We start from the raw sequence: 13433 nt of genomic DNA, 5'->3' as shown, positions 1-13433 counted from the left end.
TGGCCAGGCGGCGTCCGGGCCGCCTGTCATCCCCGCTCAGATTATCCCTGCCTTTGCAGAACTGTCAAAAACCTTCGCTCAAAATCGATGGCTCGCGCCGGGCCGCGCAATCGCTTTTGGGGCAGATCCGGCAGCTGCTGCCGACCTGCTGCGCGTTCAACCGGCCAAAATCGGCGCTGTCGACGGGCAGGATGAGCATCGCAGAGCGGTAGATCGGATCGGCGTCGAACTCGGTCACCTTTTGCGGCCAGGCGATGGCGTAGCAATCGAATTCCGCCGCCGCACGGCCCATCTGCGCGACGCGCCGCCGGATCGGCACCAAAGGGCGGTTCAGCGCTGTGAACAGCGGCCACAGCGGGCATGACTCGCCATGGCGCGGCAACGCAAAGCCCGGCACGGACTTTCGGAACAGGATGCTGCCCGAGGCATCGCACAGCACCAGCCCCGTGGCGCGCGGCATCAGGCTCTCTGGCAGACAGGCCAGGCGGCGCAGCACCGTCGCAAAATCCACGCCCGTTCGCACGGCAAGCTGCAACGGATCGATCTCATCATCCCGAAGCTCTGCGGCCAGGGCCTGCAGCGGCAGCGCCCGGGCATCGGCGGCGTATTCCTCCAGCACTCTCCGCGCGATCAGTCTGGCGGCGCTGGACTCCAGATCGTCCAGAGCGACGCTCGCGACCTCTTCTCCGTCCTCGATCTGCGGGAAGTGATATCCATGCGCGGCAAAGAACGCCTCGACCTGTTCCATCGGCACGCCGCGATGGTCGTCCTCGGCTTCGCTCTCGTCCAGATACCCCACCAGCGCCCTCGAACTTTCCGCAAGGCGTTCGGCGTCCTGATGGATGTTCCGGTGAAACCGGTCGCGCCATTCCGGTTCGATCTCGCCGGGCTCGGCCAGGATCGCGGCGGTCGAGCGGATCGCGGCCGCCGTCGACAGCACTTCGTGCAACGAGGAGGCCAGGTGCGGGTCGTGGGTCAGCCGGTCCGACAGGGTTTCCACGGTGCGCTCGAGCGACCCGATGCGGCGGTGCGTCTGCGCCAGCACGCTGGCCCATCCCGGGAACCGCCCCGCGAACTCGTCAACCCGGTCCGTTTCGGCCTGAACGTTGGTGGCGTCGGCAGCCGCCTCGCGCAGGGCCGCGATCAACGCCGCCTCGGCGCCTTCGGTCAGCATCGAGGGCTCGACCGACAGGGCGGAGGCGATGTCCACCAGCAGCTTGCCGCCGATTCTGCGGCGGTTATGTTCGATCAGGTTGAGGTAGGAGGGCGAGATTCCGACGTTGCGCGCCAGATCGGCTTGCCGCAGCCCGGCAATCAGACGCCTCTCGCGGATCCGGCTGCCTGTCAAAGTGTCACGGGCCATAACGCTCCTCACCCCCCTTTTTCCCCGAATATCAACGGCTTTCTGCAACGCAAAATAAGAAAATTTACAAAACAAAGCCATATTCTGTGCATATATTTTCAGAATAATGGTGCGTTTTAAAGGGTTTATTGCGAAATTTTCTTATCCCCCCTCATACTTGCTTTGCACATATTGTGCCCGCGCCCTGCGGAAGAGGAGCCAAAGGGCGCTATCTGGGAAATTGGGAGGAAACTATGTCCAACAAACCCGTCACACGTCGTGGCGTGCTGAAAACCGGCGCGGTTGCCGGGGCCGGCGTTGCCCTGCCGACGATCTTTACCGCCTCGTCGGCCGCGGCCTATACCAACGAACCGACCGGCGGCACGGTCACGCTGGGCTTCAACGTGCCGCAGACCGGCCCCTATGCCGAGGAAGGCAATGACGAACTGCTGGCGCAACAGCTGGCGGTCGAGCATCTGAACGGCGAAGGCGACGGCGGCTGCCTGAACACCTTCACGTCGAAGGCGCTGAAAGGCAACGGCATCCTGGGCAAGAAGGTCGAGTTCGTCACCGGCGACACCCAGACCAAGTCGGACGCGGCGCGCGCATCGGCCAAGTCGATGATCGAGAAGGACGGCGCGATCATGATCAACGGCGGCTCGTCCTCGGGCGTGGCCGTGGCGGTTCAGGGCCTCTGCCAGGAGGCGGGCGTGATCTTCATGGCCGGTCTGACCCACGCCAACGACACCACCGGCAAGGACAAGAAGGCCAACGGCTTCCGCCACTTCTTCAACGCCTACATGTCGGGCGCGGCGCTGGCGCCGGTGCTGGCCAAGGAAATGGGCACCGATCGCCGGGCCTATCACCTGACCGCCGACTACAACTGGGGCTGGACCCAGGAAGAGTCGATCGTGGCCTCGACCGAGGCGATGGGCTGGGAGACGGTCAACACCGTCAAGACCCCGCTGGCCTCGACCGACTTCTCGTCCTATATCGCGCCGGTTCTGAACTCGGGCGCGGACGTGCTGGTTCTGAACCACTACGGCGGCAATATGGTGAACTCGCTGACAAACGCGATCCAGTTCGGCCTGCTGGACAAGGTCGTGAACGGCAAGGACTTCAAGATCGTCGTTCCGCTGTATTCGGAACTGATGGCCGCAGGTGCGGGCGAGAACATCAAGGGCGTGCTGGGTTCGATGAACTGGAACTGGCAGCTGCAGGATGAGGGCACCAAGGCCTTCGTGAAGTCCTTCGGCGAGAAATACGGCAAGCCGCCGTCGAACTCGGCCCAGACCTGCTATGCACAGGTTCTGCTGTACGCGGATGCGTGCGAACGCGCCGGCACCTTCAACCCCTGCGGCGTCGTCGAGGCCCTGGAAGGCTTCGAGTTCGACGGGCTGGGCAATGGTCCGACGCTCTATCGCGCCGATGACCACCAGTGCTTCAAGGACGTGCTGGTCGTGCGGGGCAACATGAACCCGACCAACGCCTATGACACGCTGGAGATCGTCGAGATCACCCCGCGGGCACAGGTGGAATACGCACCCGATCACCCGATGTTCGCCGGCGGCGACCTGGGCAAGTGCAACCCGGGCGCATAACCCCGGCGCGGGATTTTCCACAAGGAAATCTCTGAGTCCGCAACACGGCTCTTCCCGGTCAGACGACCGGGGAGAGCTGCCGGGACCAGTCAAAGGTAAGGACAATGGACGCAATCCTACTGCAAATTCTGAACGGGCTGGACAAGGGCTCGGCCTATGCGCTGATCGCGCTGGGGCTGACGCTGATCTTCGGCACGCTCGGCGTGGTGAACTTTGCCCACGGGGCCCTGTTCATGATCGGCGCCTTCTGCGCCGTCACGCTTCAGAAGATCTTCAGCCTCAGCTACGAGGTCATCGACGAGACCCAGACCGACTTTCTGGGCAACCCGCTGAAGGTGAAGACACCTTATGTCGAAAGCTGGTTCGGCCCCGAGCTGGGCGCGGTCATCATCGACTGGTCCGTGCCACTGGCCATCCTGTTCGCCATCCCGATCATGCTGGGCGTGGGCTATGCGATGGAGCGCGGCCTGATCAAGCATTTCTACAAGCGTCCACACGCCGATCAGATCCTGGTCACCTTCGGCCTGGCCATCGTCCTGCAAGAGATCGTCAAGTATTTCTTCGGCGCCAACCCCATCCAGACCCCGCCGCCTGCGGCGCTCAGCGGGTCCGTCGATCTGGGCGTGGCGCTTGGCTTTGACCCGAACGCCATCATCTATCCGATCTGGCGTCTGGTCTATTTCCTGTTCGCGGTCGTGATCATCGGGGGTGTGTTCTCGTTCCTGCAGTTCACCACCTTCGGCATGGTCGTACGGGCCGGCATGGCCGACCGGGAAACGGTGGGCCTTCTGGGCATCAACATCGACCGGCGGTTCACCATCATGTTCGGCATCGCCGCCGCCGTGGCTGGTCTGGCAGGCGTCATGTACGGCCCGCTGAACCCGCCCAACTATCACATGGGCATGGACTTCCTGGTTCTCAGCTTCGTGGTCGTGGTCGTCGGCGGCATGGGCTCGCTGCCCGGCGCCGTTCTGGCCGGCTTCCTGCTGGGCATCCTCGAAAGCTTTGCCTCGACCACCTGGGCGACCACCACGATCCCGGGCATCAACCAGATCATCATCTACCTTGTCGCCATCATCGTTCTTCTGACCCGTCCGCGGGGTTTGATGGGCCGCAAAGGCGTGATGGAGGAATAAGCCATGCTGGGACTGAACAAGAAAGACACAAGCCTGCTGATCATCGTCGCGCTTCTGACGTTGCTGGCGCCCTTCATCCTGAACCCCTTCCCCGCCGACAGCGCCATGGCGCAGTTCAACGCGGGCTATCCGGACCTGATGCAGCGGTTCGTCATTTTCGGCATCTTCGCCATCGGGTTCAACATCCTGTTCGGGCTGACCGGATACCTGTCCTTCGGCCACGCGGCCTTTCTGGGCATAGGTTCCTACTCGGCCGTGTGGATGTTCAAGCTGCTCAGCTACAACGTCATCCCGGCCATCGCCCTGAGCATCGTCATCGCCGGGCTGTTCTCGCTGCTGATCGGATATGTCAGCCTGCGCCGGTCGGGGATCTATTTCTCGATCCTGACGCTGGCCTTCGCGCAGATGAGCTTTGCGCTGGCCTATTCGGTGCTGTCGAACCCCAAGTTCAACCTGACCAACGGCGAAACCGGCCTGCAGGTCTACGCGGATGACCCGCAGATCTTCCACCGCGAAGGTCTGCCCGATCTGCCGCACCTGTTCGGCCTGTCGATGCGCTCGACCTATACGCTGGACGTGGGCGCCTGGAGCTTCGACTTCAACGCGGGCTACTACCTGTGCGCCGTCGTCATGATGATCGTCTTCTACCTGGCGATCCGCATCTTCCGCTCGCCCTTCGGGATCATGCTGCGCGCGGTGAAGTCGAACCAGCAGCGGATGAACTATACCGGTCTCAACTCGCGGCCCTACACGCTGGCGGCCTTCGTGATCTCGGGCATGTATGCCGGTCTGGCCGGCGGCCTGATGGCGGCGATGGACCCGCTGGCCGGCGCCGAGCGCATGCAGTGGACCGCATCGGGCGAGGTCGTTCTGATGACCATCCTCGGCGGCACCGGCACGCTGATCGGTCCGGTTCTGGGCGCAGGCTTCATCAAGTATTTCGAGAACATCTTCTCGAAGATCAATGACAGCGTCCTGCATGGCTGGTTCGCCTTCCTGCCCGACGGGATGGAGGACTTCGTCGTCGCCGTGCTGCATCCGTTCGTGGGCAAGGGCTGGCACCTGACGCTGGGCATCCTGTTCATGCTGGTGGTGATCTTCCTGCCGGGTGGCCTGGTCGAGGGCGGTCAACGCCTGATCAACTGGATCCGTGGCAAGCGGTCCGGTGAAACCGACAAGCCTTCGGGCAAAACCGAGCCTGCGGAATAAGGAGACACACCCATGGGTATTCTCGAAGTCAAGGACGTGGGCAAACGGTTCGGTGGCCTTCAGGCACTGAGCAACGTGAACCTGAGCGTCAAGGAAAACACCGTCCATGCCATCATCGGGCCGAACGGCGCTGGCAAGTCGACCCTGCTGAACTGCCTGGTGGGCAAGCTGATCCCCGATACCGGCTCGGTCATGTTCGACGGCCAGTCGGTGCTGGGGCGGGCCCCCTATGAAATCAACCAGATGGGCATCTCCCGCGTGTTCCAGACCCCCGAGATTTTCGGAGAGCTGACCGTGATGGAAAACATGCTGATCCCGATCTTCGCCATGCGCGACGGGGCCTTCCGCATGCATGCCTACGAAACCGTCGAAAACGAGCGGGAAGTCATCGAGCAGGCCGAACAGATGCTGGAAGAGATGGGCATGGCCGACAAGCGGCACATGCACTCGGCCTCTCTGTCGCGCGGCGACAAGCGGCGGCTGGAAATCGCCATGTGCCTCAGCCAGAAGCCGCGCCTGCTGTTGCTGGACGAACCCACCGCCGGCATGGCGCGGGCCGACACCAACAACACCATCGACCTGCTCAAGCAGATCTCGGACGAGCGCGACATCACCATCGCCATCATCGAACATGACATGCACGTGGTGTTCAGCCTGGCCGATCGCATCACGGTTCTGGCGCAGGGCACGCCGCTGGTCGAGGACGAACCGCAGAACATCCGCGGCAACCCGAAGGTCCGCGAAGCCTATCTGGGCGAAACGGCGTAAGGAGGATCAAGAGATGAACGTCAAACCCGATTTCTCCAAGAACGCCAACGTGGCGCAGACGGCCCCGGCGTTTCTGTCGGTCTGGGACATGCACTCGTACTATGGCGAAAGCTATATCGTGCAGGGCATCAGCTTCAACGTGCACGAAGGCGAGATCCTCGCCCTTCTGGGCCGCAACGGCGCGGGCAAGACATCGACGCTGCGGTCAATCGCCCGCACCGGCTCGCCCGAGGTGCGCCACGGCGAAATCTGGCTGGATCACCAGCCGTTGCACAACATGACCAGCTATCAGGCCGCGGCGGCCGGTCTGGGCCTGGTGCCCGAGGACCGGCGGATCATTCCGGGCCTGACGGTCGAGGAGAACCTGCAGCTTGCCCAGATCGCGCCGCCGATCGGCTGGTCCCTGGACCGCCTCTACGAACTGTTCCCCCGCCTCGGCGAACGCCGCAAGCAGGAGGGCGTCACGCTGTCCGGCGGCGAGCAGCAGATGCTGGCCATCGCCCGCGCGCTGGCCCGCGACATCAAGGTGCTGCTGCTGGATGAGCCCTACGAGGGTCTGGCCCCGGTGATCGTGGATGAAATCGAGAAAACGCTGATCCACATCAAGGAACAGGGCATGACGACCATTATCGTCGAGCAGAACGCTGTAAGGGCACTGGAACTCGCGGATCGCGCAGTGATCCTCGACACCGGCGGCATCGTATTCGACGGAACCGCCGCCGAAGTGCTCGAGAACGAGGAACTACGCGCCGAATATCTGGCGATCTGACGAAACACTCCCCGTCGCACGGCCGACCTGCCGTGCGGACCACTTCGGGCCGGCGAACGATCAGCCGGCCCATTTTTTTGTCTGCACGCCGTGCAGGCGGTGCGGCAGGCCGCTGCCCGGAGCAGTCCTATTGCGCTGTCCATCCCCCATCGACCGGGATCGCTGCGCCGGTCAGATTATGCGCAAGCTCCGAACACAGCCACAGGGCCAGCGCCCCGATTTCCGACGGGTCCGAGCCCCGCAGCGAGGGCTGTTTTTCCTTCAGCATGTCGGCGATGGCCGCGTCCCGATCGCCGTCAAAGGCGGCCATGCGTTCCTGGATCTGCGGTTCGATGATGGCGGTGTTGGTCCAGCCCGGGCAGATGCAGTTGACCGTCACGCCTCCGCGCTTGCGATTGCCGCGCGAGGCGTATTCCAGGGCGGCGACCTTGCTGAGGCCGACCAGCCCATGCTTGGCCGCCACATAGGGCGCTTTCTGTTTCGAGGCCACCAACCCATGCACCGAGGCAATGTTGATCACCCGGCCATAGCCGCGCTCGGCCATCAGCGGCAGCGCAGCCTGCATCGTCTGGAACGCCGCGCTGAGATTGATGGCCAGGATCGCGTCCCAGGTTTCGCGCGGCATGTCGGCCAGCCAGGCCGTGTGCTGGATGCCCGCATTGTTGACCAGAATGTCCGCCCCACCCCAATCGGCGACGGCCTGCATCAGGGCGTCGATTTCCTCGGGGTTGCGCAGGTCGCCCGCAAAAAACGCGGCCTCCGGCGCGCCCATGTCGCGCAGGTGGCGGCAGACCTCTTCGATCTGCCCGGCCTCGGCCAACCCATGCACGGCAATGCGCGCCCCGGCGCCGGCCAGCGCCTCGGCTATGGCCAGCCCGATCCCCTGAACCGAGCCCGTGACCAGTGCGGTCTTTCCTGTCAAATCGGTCATGACTGTTCCTCCAGCATCCTGCGCAGCTCGGTTTTCAGAACCTTGCCGTAGTTGTTCTTGGGCAGTTCAGCGACCGACAGGTAGGCCTTGGGCCGCTTGAACCGGGCGATGTTCTGGGTGCAGAGCCGGTCGAGATCCGCCGGGTCGGCATCCCCCACGATGAAGGCGACCACCTCTTCGCCCCACTCGGGGTGCGGCCGGCCCACGACCGAGGCCTCGGTCACCTGCGGGTGGGTCAGCAGAACCTCTTCGACCTCGCGCGGATAGATGTTGGACCCGCCCGAGATGATCAGATCCTTGGACCGGTCCTGCAGGGTGACGTATCCGTCCGCGTCCATGAAGCCCATGTCGCCGGTCATCAACCAGCCGTCCACCAGCGTCTTTTCCGTCGCCTCGGGGTTCTGCCAGTATCCCGGCATGACCACATCGCCGCGCACCATGATCTCGCCATGGCTGCCGGCAGGCAGGGCCGCGCCCGTCTCATCCCCGATCCGGACCTCGACCGTCGATTGCGCCCGGCCGACGCTTGCAAGGCGTTCCTTCCAGCGCGGGTGGCTGCGGTCGGTCACGTCGTGCCGGGACAGCGCGGTGATTCCCATCGGACATTCGCCCTGCCCGTAGATCTGCACGAAAACGGGGCCGAAATGATCCACCGCCTCGATGATGTCCGCCAGGTACATCGGCCCGCCCGCGTAGACGACCGTGCGCAGGCCTTCTCCGCTTTCGCCGGTGGCCTTGGCGACGTCGGTCATCCGCTTGACCATCGTCGGCGCGGCAAACATCTGCACCCGGCCGAAATGGCGCGCCAGATCGAATATCTCGGCCTCGTCGAACCCGCCCGAGGCCGGGCAGACATGGCGCGCACCCGCCAGAACATGCACCATGTTGTAGAGCCCCGCCCCGTGGCTCATCGGTGCGGCATAGAGGATGGCATCCTCGGCGCTGACCTCGTCCACGTCGAACCCATAGGCCAGCGAAACACCCATCAGCATCCGGTGGGTAATCACGACCCCCTTGGGCTTGCCCGTGGTGCCCGAAGTGTAGAACAGCCACGCGAGGTCCTCGGGCGCACGATGGACCGGTTCGGCTATCGGCGCGTGCGTCAGGGCGGCGGTGTAGTCCGGCCCCGAGATATCGACAAGCCTGCCCTCGATGCCCGCCTCGACCAGGGCCTCGGTCAGCCCCGGAGAGGTGAAGGTGACGCCGGTTCCCGAATTGCCGAGGATGTAGGCTACCTCGCGCCCGTGCAGCTTGGCATTGACCGGCACCGCTGCGGCACCGGCATACCAGATGGCATATTGCGCGATCAGGTAGTCGGGGCAGTTCTTCATGAAGATCGCCACCCGGTCGCCCGGCCTGACGCCTTGGGCGACCAGCCAGCCCGCGACCCGCGACGCCTTTTGGTGAAAGCCGCCGTAATCCGCCACCATGTCGCGACCGGAAAACAGCGCCGGCCGATCCGCGTTCAGCTGCGCCTGACGCTGAAGCCACAGAGCGATGTTCATGCGACTGCTCCGACCGCCGCCGGTTCACCATGTCGCCTCAAGGGCGGCATTCGCTCTGGATATGCAATCTGCCTCATTTCTCCTCCCCGGAAACTATGGCAAAATCCTACGATCCGGCCGGCAGCCTCTTCAATTCCGTAAAAATACTCGGCACCATGCAGCCATGAGCGACCCCGCCTTCGAATACGCCCCGATCGGCCTTGTCGAACTGGAGAACCGGATCATCCGGCGCTGCAACATGCAGTTCGCGCGCATGTTCGGCGGCGAAGAGGCGGACTACCGCAACATGCCGCTGCTGCACCTCTACCCCTCGGTAGCCGACTGGGAGAGGATCGGCGCGCGCGGGCTCGAGGCCATGCGCGAGACCGGTTACTACACCGACGAGCGCGTCATGCGCCGGCGCAACGGCGACCTGTTCTGGTGCCGGGCGCGGGGACGGTCGCTGACGCCAGACGACCCGTTCCGGCACGGGATCTGGAGTTTCTCCGACATCTCCGAAGAGCGCCCCATCGTCGAACTGACCCAGCGCGAACGCGAAGTGGCCATTCTGTCCTGTCGCGGTCTCTCCGCCAAGGAAATCGGCGCCGAGCTGGGCCTGAGCTATCGCACCATCGAGGCCCACCGGGCACGCCTGCTGGAAAAATTCGGTGCCCGCAAGCTCTCGGAACTGGTGGCGAAACTGTCGGGCATGCCGCTTTGATCCGCGCAAGGTCTGGCAAATTTTGTCCCGCGACCCCATCTGAGCGCCTATGAGGGCGCTTTTCATGGCCTGTCGCATGGCTTATAACGCCGCCAAATTGATCAGAGCCCACAGGAACAGTCGGGCCAAGGGGAACCGTCGAGGACACTCATGACAGACAACAGACACGAAGCGGATGTCGCGTTCATCAAGGCACTGGCCGAGCTGCTGCGCGAAAACGACCTGACCGAGTTGCAGGTCAAACGCGAATATGGCGAGGACGACAGCCTGAACGTCTGCGTCAGCCGCATCTCCCAGACCGCCGCTGCCCCGGTGCAGGTGGCTGTCCCCGCGCCCGCCGCCCCTGCGGCAGCACCCGCTGCCGCTGCCGCCCCGGCCCCGGCCGCCGCGCCTGCCGAAGACCCGGCCAGCCACCCCGGCGCCGTGACCTCGCCGATGGTGGGAACCGTCTATCTGCAACCCGAACCGGGTGCTGCACCCTTCGTCTCCGTCGGCTCCAACGTGTCGGAAGGCGACACGCTGCTGATCGTCGAGGCGATGAAAACCATGAACCACATCCACGCGCCCAAGGCCGGCACCGTCAAGCGGATCCTGGTGGGCGACGGCGATGCCGTGGAATTCGGAACGCCTCTGGTCATCATCGAGTAAGGATCACGCATGTTCGACAAGATCCTGATTGCCAACCGAGGCGAGATCGCTCTTCGCGTGATCCGCGCCGCGCGGGAAATGGGGATTGCCACGGTCGCCGTGCATTCCACCGCCGACAGCGACGCGATGCATGTGCGCATGGCCGACGAATCGGTCTGCATCGGCCCGGCCCCCGGCCCGCAAAGCTACCTGTCGATGCCGGCCATCATCTCGGCCTGCGAGATCACCGGCGCGCAGGCGATCCACCCCGGTTATGGCTTTCTGTCCGAAAACGCCGATTTCGTGCAGATCGTCGAAGACCACGGCATCACCTTCATCGGCCCCACCGCGGAACATATCCGCATCATGGGCGACAAGATCACCGCCAAGGACACGATGAAGGAACTGGGCGTGCCCTGCGTGCCCGGCTCGGACGGCGGCGTGCCCGATCTGGCCACCGCCAAGCGCATCGGCGAAGAGATCGGCTATCCGGTCATCATCAAGGCCACCGCCGGCGGCGGCGGGCGCGGCATGAAAGTGGCGCAGACCGCGGCCGAGATGGAAAGCGCCTTCATGACCGCGCGGGCCGAGGGCAAGGCCGCCTTCGGCAACGACGAGGTCTATATCGAGAAATACCTGACCACGCCCCGCCATATCGAGATCCAGGTCTTTGGCGACGGCAAGGGCAATGCGGTCCATCTGGGCGAGCGCGACTGCTCGCTGCAGCGCCGCCACCAGAAGGTGTTCGAAGAGGCCCCCGGCCCCTGCATCACCCCCGAGGAACGCGCCCGCATCGGCAAGATCTGCGCGGATGCGGTTGCCAAGATCAACTATATCGGCGCGGGCACGATCGAGTTCCTCTATGAAAACGGCGAGTTCTACTTCATCGAGATGAACACCCGCCTGCAAGTGGAACACCCGGTGACCGAAGCGATCTTCGGCGTCGACCTGGTGCGCGAACAAATTCGCGTGGCCGAGGGTCTGCCGATGTCATTCAAACAGGAAGACCTGGTCATCAACGGCCACGCCATCGAGGTCCGGATCAACGCGGAAAAACTGCCGAACTTCTCGCCCTGCCCGGGCAAGATCACGGCCTATCACGCGCCGGGCGGCCTTGGCGTGCGGATGGATTCCGCGCTCTACAACGGCTACTCGATCCCGCCCTACTACGACTCGCTGATCGGCAAGCTGATCGTGCATGGCCGCGATCGCAGCGAAGCGCTGGCGCGCCTGCAACGCGCCCTGGGCGAGTTGATCGTGGACGGCGTGGACACCACCGTTCCGCTGTTCCATGCCCTGCTGCAAGAGCCCGATATCCAAAGCGGCGACTACAACATCCACTGGCTGGAGCGTTGGCTTGCGGAGAACATGGCGCAGTAAGGCTGCGGGCCGGGCTTTCCCCCCGGCCCGGGAGCATCCCGGATGAGCCTGACCCCGGAACTCTTGCTGCACGGCTATTCCATCGGGATCTTTCCGATGGCCGAACATCGCGACGACCCGGAGCTGTTCTGGGTCGATCCGCAATTCCGGGGCATCTTTCCGCTGGACGGGTTTCACATCTCGCGCTCTCTGGCGCGGCGACTCCGCAAGGCGGAATACGAGATCACCATAAACCGCGATTTTTCCGGCGTGGTCGAGGGCTGCGCCGACCGGGCCGAGACCTGGATCAACACCGAACTGCGCCGCGTCTATGACGTGCTGCACAGGCGCGGCTATGCCCACTCGGTCGAGGTCTGGGAGGGGGATACCCTCGTCGGGGGCGTGTATGGCGTGGCCCTGGGCACCGCCTTCTTCGGCGAAAGCATGTTTTCGCGCCGCACGGATGCCTCGAAAATCGCGCTGGCCTATCTGGTGGACAGGCTGAGCCAAACCGGATTCAGCCTGTTCGACACGCAGTTCCTGACTTCGCATCTGGCCTCGCTCGGGGCCATCGAGATTCCAAGGGCGGAATACCGGAAACTGCTGGCCGAGGCGCTTGAGGGCAGCGCCGATTTCACGGCGCCGGTGGAACAGACGCCTCAGGGCGTCATACAGCGAATCACCCAGACGTCGTAACGCGCATGATCCAGCGCGTTCAGCGCCGGGGACGAGGCGATCATCCAGCCGTCGAACAGCTCGTCCGTCCGGCCCTGCTCCCAGATCGTGAGATAGGCGAAGGCGTCGCCCGTCGGGTTGTCCACCGGGTAGCGGCAATCACCCAGCGCCACGTCGAGGCCGAACACGGTCGCCGTCTGGCCACTCTCGAGTTCGACGTCAACGGTATGCCCGTTCACCTTGTCCAGACCACGCAGGATCGCGCCAGGGGCCGAGGTGACGTCGTCCTGCGCGCAAGCCGCGCCGCCCAACAGTGCGAAAACGGCTGCCAAGATGCGGATCATTCGCCGTTGCTCCCGTCTCCGGCCACGAACTTGACCAGCAGGGAGATCAGGCTGACCGCGCCCTGCGTGTCCTCGATCATGTCGCCCGGCTCGAAATAGAAGGGCGATCCGCCCGGCATGATTTCCACGAAATTGCCGCCCAGCAACCCCTCTGACGAGATCACCGCGGCGCTGTCATCGGGGATCAGGATGCCTTCGGACACCGAGAACGTGGTGTCGGCCCGATAGCTTTCCGGATTGAGGGTGACATCCGTAACCGCGCCGATCTTGACGCCGGCGAGACGGACATCGGTGCCCACCGTGACCCCTTCCAACGAGCGGAACGACGCGCCGAGTTCATACCCGTCGCGACCCTGCGACAGGCCGGTGGACTGGCTGGCATAGACGCCAAAGGCGATGGCAAAGGCCAGCACCGCGCCGCCGACGAGAACTTCGGTCGTGTTGTGGGTCGCCATCAGGTCGCCTCG

General features: G+C 64.1%; 14 protein-coding genes. 9 read left to right on the top strand and 5 right to left on the bottom strand.

The window, feature by feature from the left end:
• Positions 1 to 64: 64 nt before the first annotated feature.
• Positions 65 to 1363, bottom strand: a complete 1299-nt coding sequence (locus AVO45_RS15820; protein WP_068348907.1) for a helix-turn-helix transcriptional regulator — start codon at positions 1361 to 1363, stop codon at positions 65 to 67.
• A gap of 233 nt (positions 1364 to 1596) precedes the next feature.
• Between AVO45_RS15820 and AVO45_RS15815 the strand changes: the two genes are divergently transcribed.
• The 5 genes from AVO45_RS15815 to AVO45_RS15795 all read left to right on the top strand — a co-directional run bounded on the left by AVO45_RS15815 (position 1597) and on the right by AVO45_RS15795 (position 6825).
• Positions 1597 to 2943 carry a substrate-binding protein gene (locus AVO45_RS15815; RefSeq protein ID WP_068348904.1) on the top strand — a complete coding sequence of 449 codons (1347 nt, stop codon included), beginning with the start codon at positions 1597 to 1599 and terminating at the stop codon, positions 2941 to 2943.
• 104 nt (positions 2944 to 3047) lie between these two features.
• Complete coding sequence (locus AVO45_RS15810; protein WP_068348900.1) at positions 3048 to 4079, top strand: branched-chain amino acid ABC transporter permease; 1032 nt, start codon at positions 3048 to 3050, stop codon at positions 4077 to 4079.
• Positions 4080 to 4082: 3 nt separating this feature from the next.
• Positions 4083 to 5288 carry a branched-chain amino acid ABC transporter permease gene (locus tag AVO45_RS15805; RefSeq protein WP_068348897.1) on the top strand — a complete coding sequence of 402 codons (1206 nt, stop codon included), beginning with the start codon at positions 4083 to 4085 and terminating at the stop codon, positions 5286 to 5288.
• Positions 5289 to 5300: 12 nt separating this feature from the next.
• Positions 5301 to 6056 (top strand): ABC transporter ATP-binding protein, encoded by a 756-nt coding sequence (locus AVO45_RS15800; RefSeq protein WP_068348893.1) that lies wholly within the window; start codon positions 5301 to 5303, stop codon positions 6054 to 6056.
• 13 nt (positions 6057 to 6069) lie between these two features.
• Positions 6070 to 6825: an ABC transporter ATP-binding protein gene (locus AVO45_RS15795; protein WP_068348890.1), complete on the top strand. Its 756-nt coding sequence runs from the start codon at positions 6070 to 6072 to the stop codon at positions 6823 to 6825.
• A gap of 127 nt (positions 6826 to 6952) precedes the next feature.
• On the opposite strand, the gene AVO45_RS15790 is transcribed toward AVO45_RS15795, so the two are convergent.
• Positions 6953 to 7756 (bottom strand): 3-hydroxybutyrate dehydrogenase, encoded by an 804-nt coding sequence (locus tag AVO45_RS15790; RefSeq protein WP_068348887.1) that lies wholly within the window; start codon positions 7754 to 7756, stop codon positions 6953 to 6955.
• The gene (locus AVO45_RS15785; RefSeq protein WP_068348883.1) at positions 7753 to 9261 is read right to left on the bottom strand and encodes a class I adenylate-forming enzyme family protein; all 1509 of its coding nucleotides are present in this window, start codon (positions 9259 to 9261) and stop codon (positions 7753 to 7755) included. The genes AVO45_RS15790 and AVO45_RS15785 overlap by 4 nt, the downstream gene beginning before the upstream one ends.
• Before the next feature lie 163 nt (positions 9262 to 9424).
• On the opposite strand from AVO45_RS15785, the gene AVO45_RS15780 reads away from it, so the two are divergent.
• The 4 genes from AVO45_RS15780 (at position 9425) to aat (ending at position 12643) form a co-directional block, all read left to right on the top strand.
• The gene (locus tag AVO45_RS15780) at positions 9425 to 9961 is read left to right on the top strand and encodes a helix-turn-helix domain-containing protein (RefSeq protein WP_068348880.1); all 537 of its coding nucleotides are present in this window, start codon (positions 9425 to 9427) and stop codon (positions 9959 to 9961) included.
• Positions 9962 to 10111: 150 nt separating this feature from the next.
• Positions 10112 to 10609: an acetyl-CoA carboxylase biotin carboxyl carrier protein gene (accB, locus tag AVO45_RS15775; protein ID WP_068348877.1), complete on the top strand. Its 498-nt coding sequence runs from the start codon at positions 10112 to 10114 to the stop codon at positions 10607 to 10609.
• Between the two features lie 9 nt (positions 10610 to 10618).
• Positions 10619 to 11968: an acetyl-CoA carboxylase biotin carboxylase subunit gene (accC, locus tag AVO45_RS15770; RefSeq protein WP_068348875.1), complete on the top strand. Its 1350-nt coding sequence runs from the start codon at positions 10619 to 10621 to the stop codon at positions 11966 to 11968.
• 42 nt (positions 11969 to 12010) lie between these two features.
• Entirely contained in the window at positions 12011 to 12643 is a 633-nt protein-coding gene (gene aat / locus AVO45_RS15765) for a leucyl/phenylalanyl-tRNA--protein transferase (protein ID WP_068348873.1), read from the top strand.
• Here the strand turns inward: aat and AVO45_RS15760 are convergent.
• Positions 12607 to 12966, bottom strand: a complete 360-nt coding sequence (locus AVO45_RS15760; protein WP_205627903.1) for a DUF2155 domain-containing protein — start codon at positions 12964 to 12966, stop codon at positions 12607 to 12609. The genes aat and AVO45_RS15760 overlap by 37 nt on opposite strands.
• Positions 12963 to 13421: an outer membrane lipid asymmetry maintenance protein MlaD gene (gene mlaD / locus AVO45_RS15755; RefSeq protein WP_068348870.1), complete on the bottom strand. Its 459-nt coding sequence runs from the start codon at positions 13419 to 13421 to the stop codon at positions 12963 to 12965. The genes AVO45_RS15760 and mlaD overlap by 4 nt, the downstream gene beginning before the upstream one ends.
• Positions 13422 to 13433 lie beyond the last annotated feature (12 nt).

It is taken from the genome of Ruegeria marisrubri, assembly GCF_001507595.1.
GTDB lineage: Bacteria > Pseudomonadota > Alphaproteobacteria > Rhodobacterales > Rhodobacteraceae > Ruegeria > Ruegeria marisrubri.
This window is presented reverse-complemented; position numbering and strand designations above follow the sequence as displayed.

Excerpts from the sequence above, each read along its gene's own strand:
- AVO45_RS15820 (WP_068348907.1), bottom strand. The coding sequence starts at position 1,363 with ATGGCCCGTGACACTTTGACAGGCAGCCGGATCCGCGAGAGGCGTCTG.
- AVO45_RS15815 (WP_068348904.1), top strand. The coding sequence starts at position 1,597 with ATGTCCAACAAACCCGTCACACGTCGTGGCGTGCTGAAAACCGGCGCG.
- AVO45_RS15810 (WP_068348900.1), top strand. The coding sequence starts at position 3,048 with ATGGACGCAATCCTACTGCAAATTCTGAACGGGCTGGACAAGGGCTCG.
- AVO45_RS15805 (WP_068348897.1), top strand. The coding sequence starts at position 4,083 with ATGCTGGGACTGAACAAGAAAGACACAAGCCTGCTGATCATCGTCGCG.
- AVO45_RS15800 (WP_068348893.1), top strand. The coding sequence starts at position 5,301 with ATGGGTATTCTCGAAGTCAAGGACGTGGGCAAACGGTTCGGTGGCCTT.
- AVO45_RS15795 (WP_068348890.1), top strand. The coding sequence starts at position 6,070 with ATGAACGTCAAACCCGATTTCTCCAAGAACGCCAACGTGGCGCAGACG.
- AVO45_RS15790 (WP_068348887.1), bottom strand. The coding sequence starts at position 7,756 with ATGACCGATTTGACAGGAAAGACCGCACTGGTCACGGGCTCGGTTCAG.
- AVO45_RS15785 (WP_068348883.1), bottom strand. The coding sequence starts at position 9,261 with ATGAACATCGCTCTGTGGCTTCAGCGTCAGGCGCAGCTGAACGCGGAT.
- AVO45_RS15780 (WP_068348880.1), top strand. The coding sequence starts at position 9,425 with ATGAGCGACCCCGCCTTCGAATACGCCCCGATCGGCCTTGTCGAACTG.
- accB (WP_068348877.1), top strand. The coding sequence starts at position 10,112 with ATGACAGACAACAGACACGAAGCGGATGTCGCGTTCATCAAGGCACTG.
- accC (WP_068348875.1), top strand. The coding sequence starts at position 10,619 with ATGTTCGACAAGATCCTGATTGCCAACCGAGGCGAGATCGCTCTTCGC.
- aat (WP_068348873.1), top strand. The coding sequence starts at position 12,011 with ATGAGCCTGACCCCGGAACTCTTGCTGCACGGCTATTCCATCGGGATC.
- AVO45_RS15760 (WP_205627903.1), bottom strand. The coding sequence starts at position 12,966 with ATGATCCGCATCTTGGCAGCCGTTTTCGCACTGTTGGGCGGCGCGGCT.
- mlaD (WP_068348870.1), bottom strand. The coding sequence starts at position 13,421 with ATGGCGACCCACAACACGACCGAAGTTCTCGTCGGCGGCGCGGTGCTG.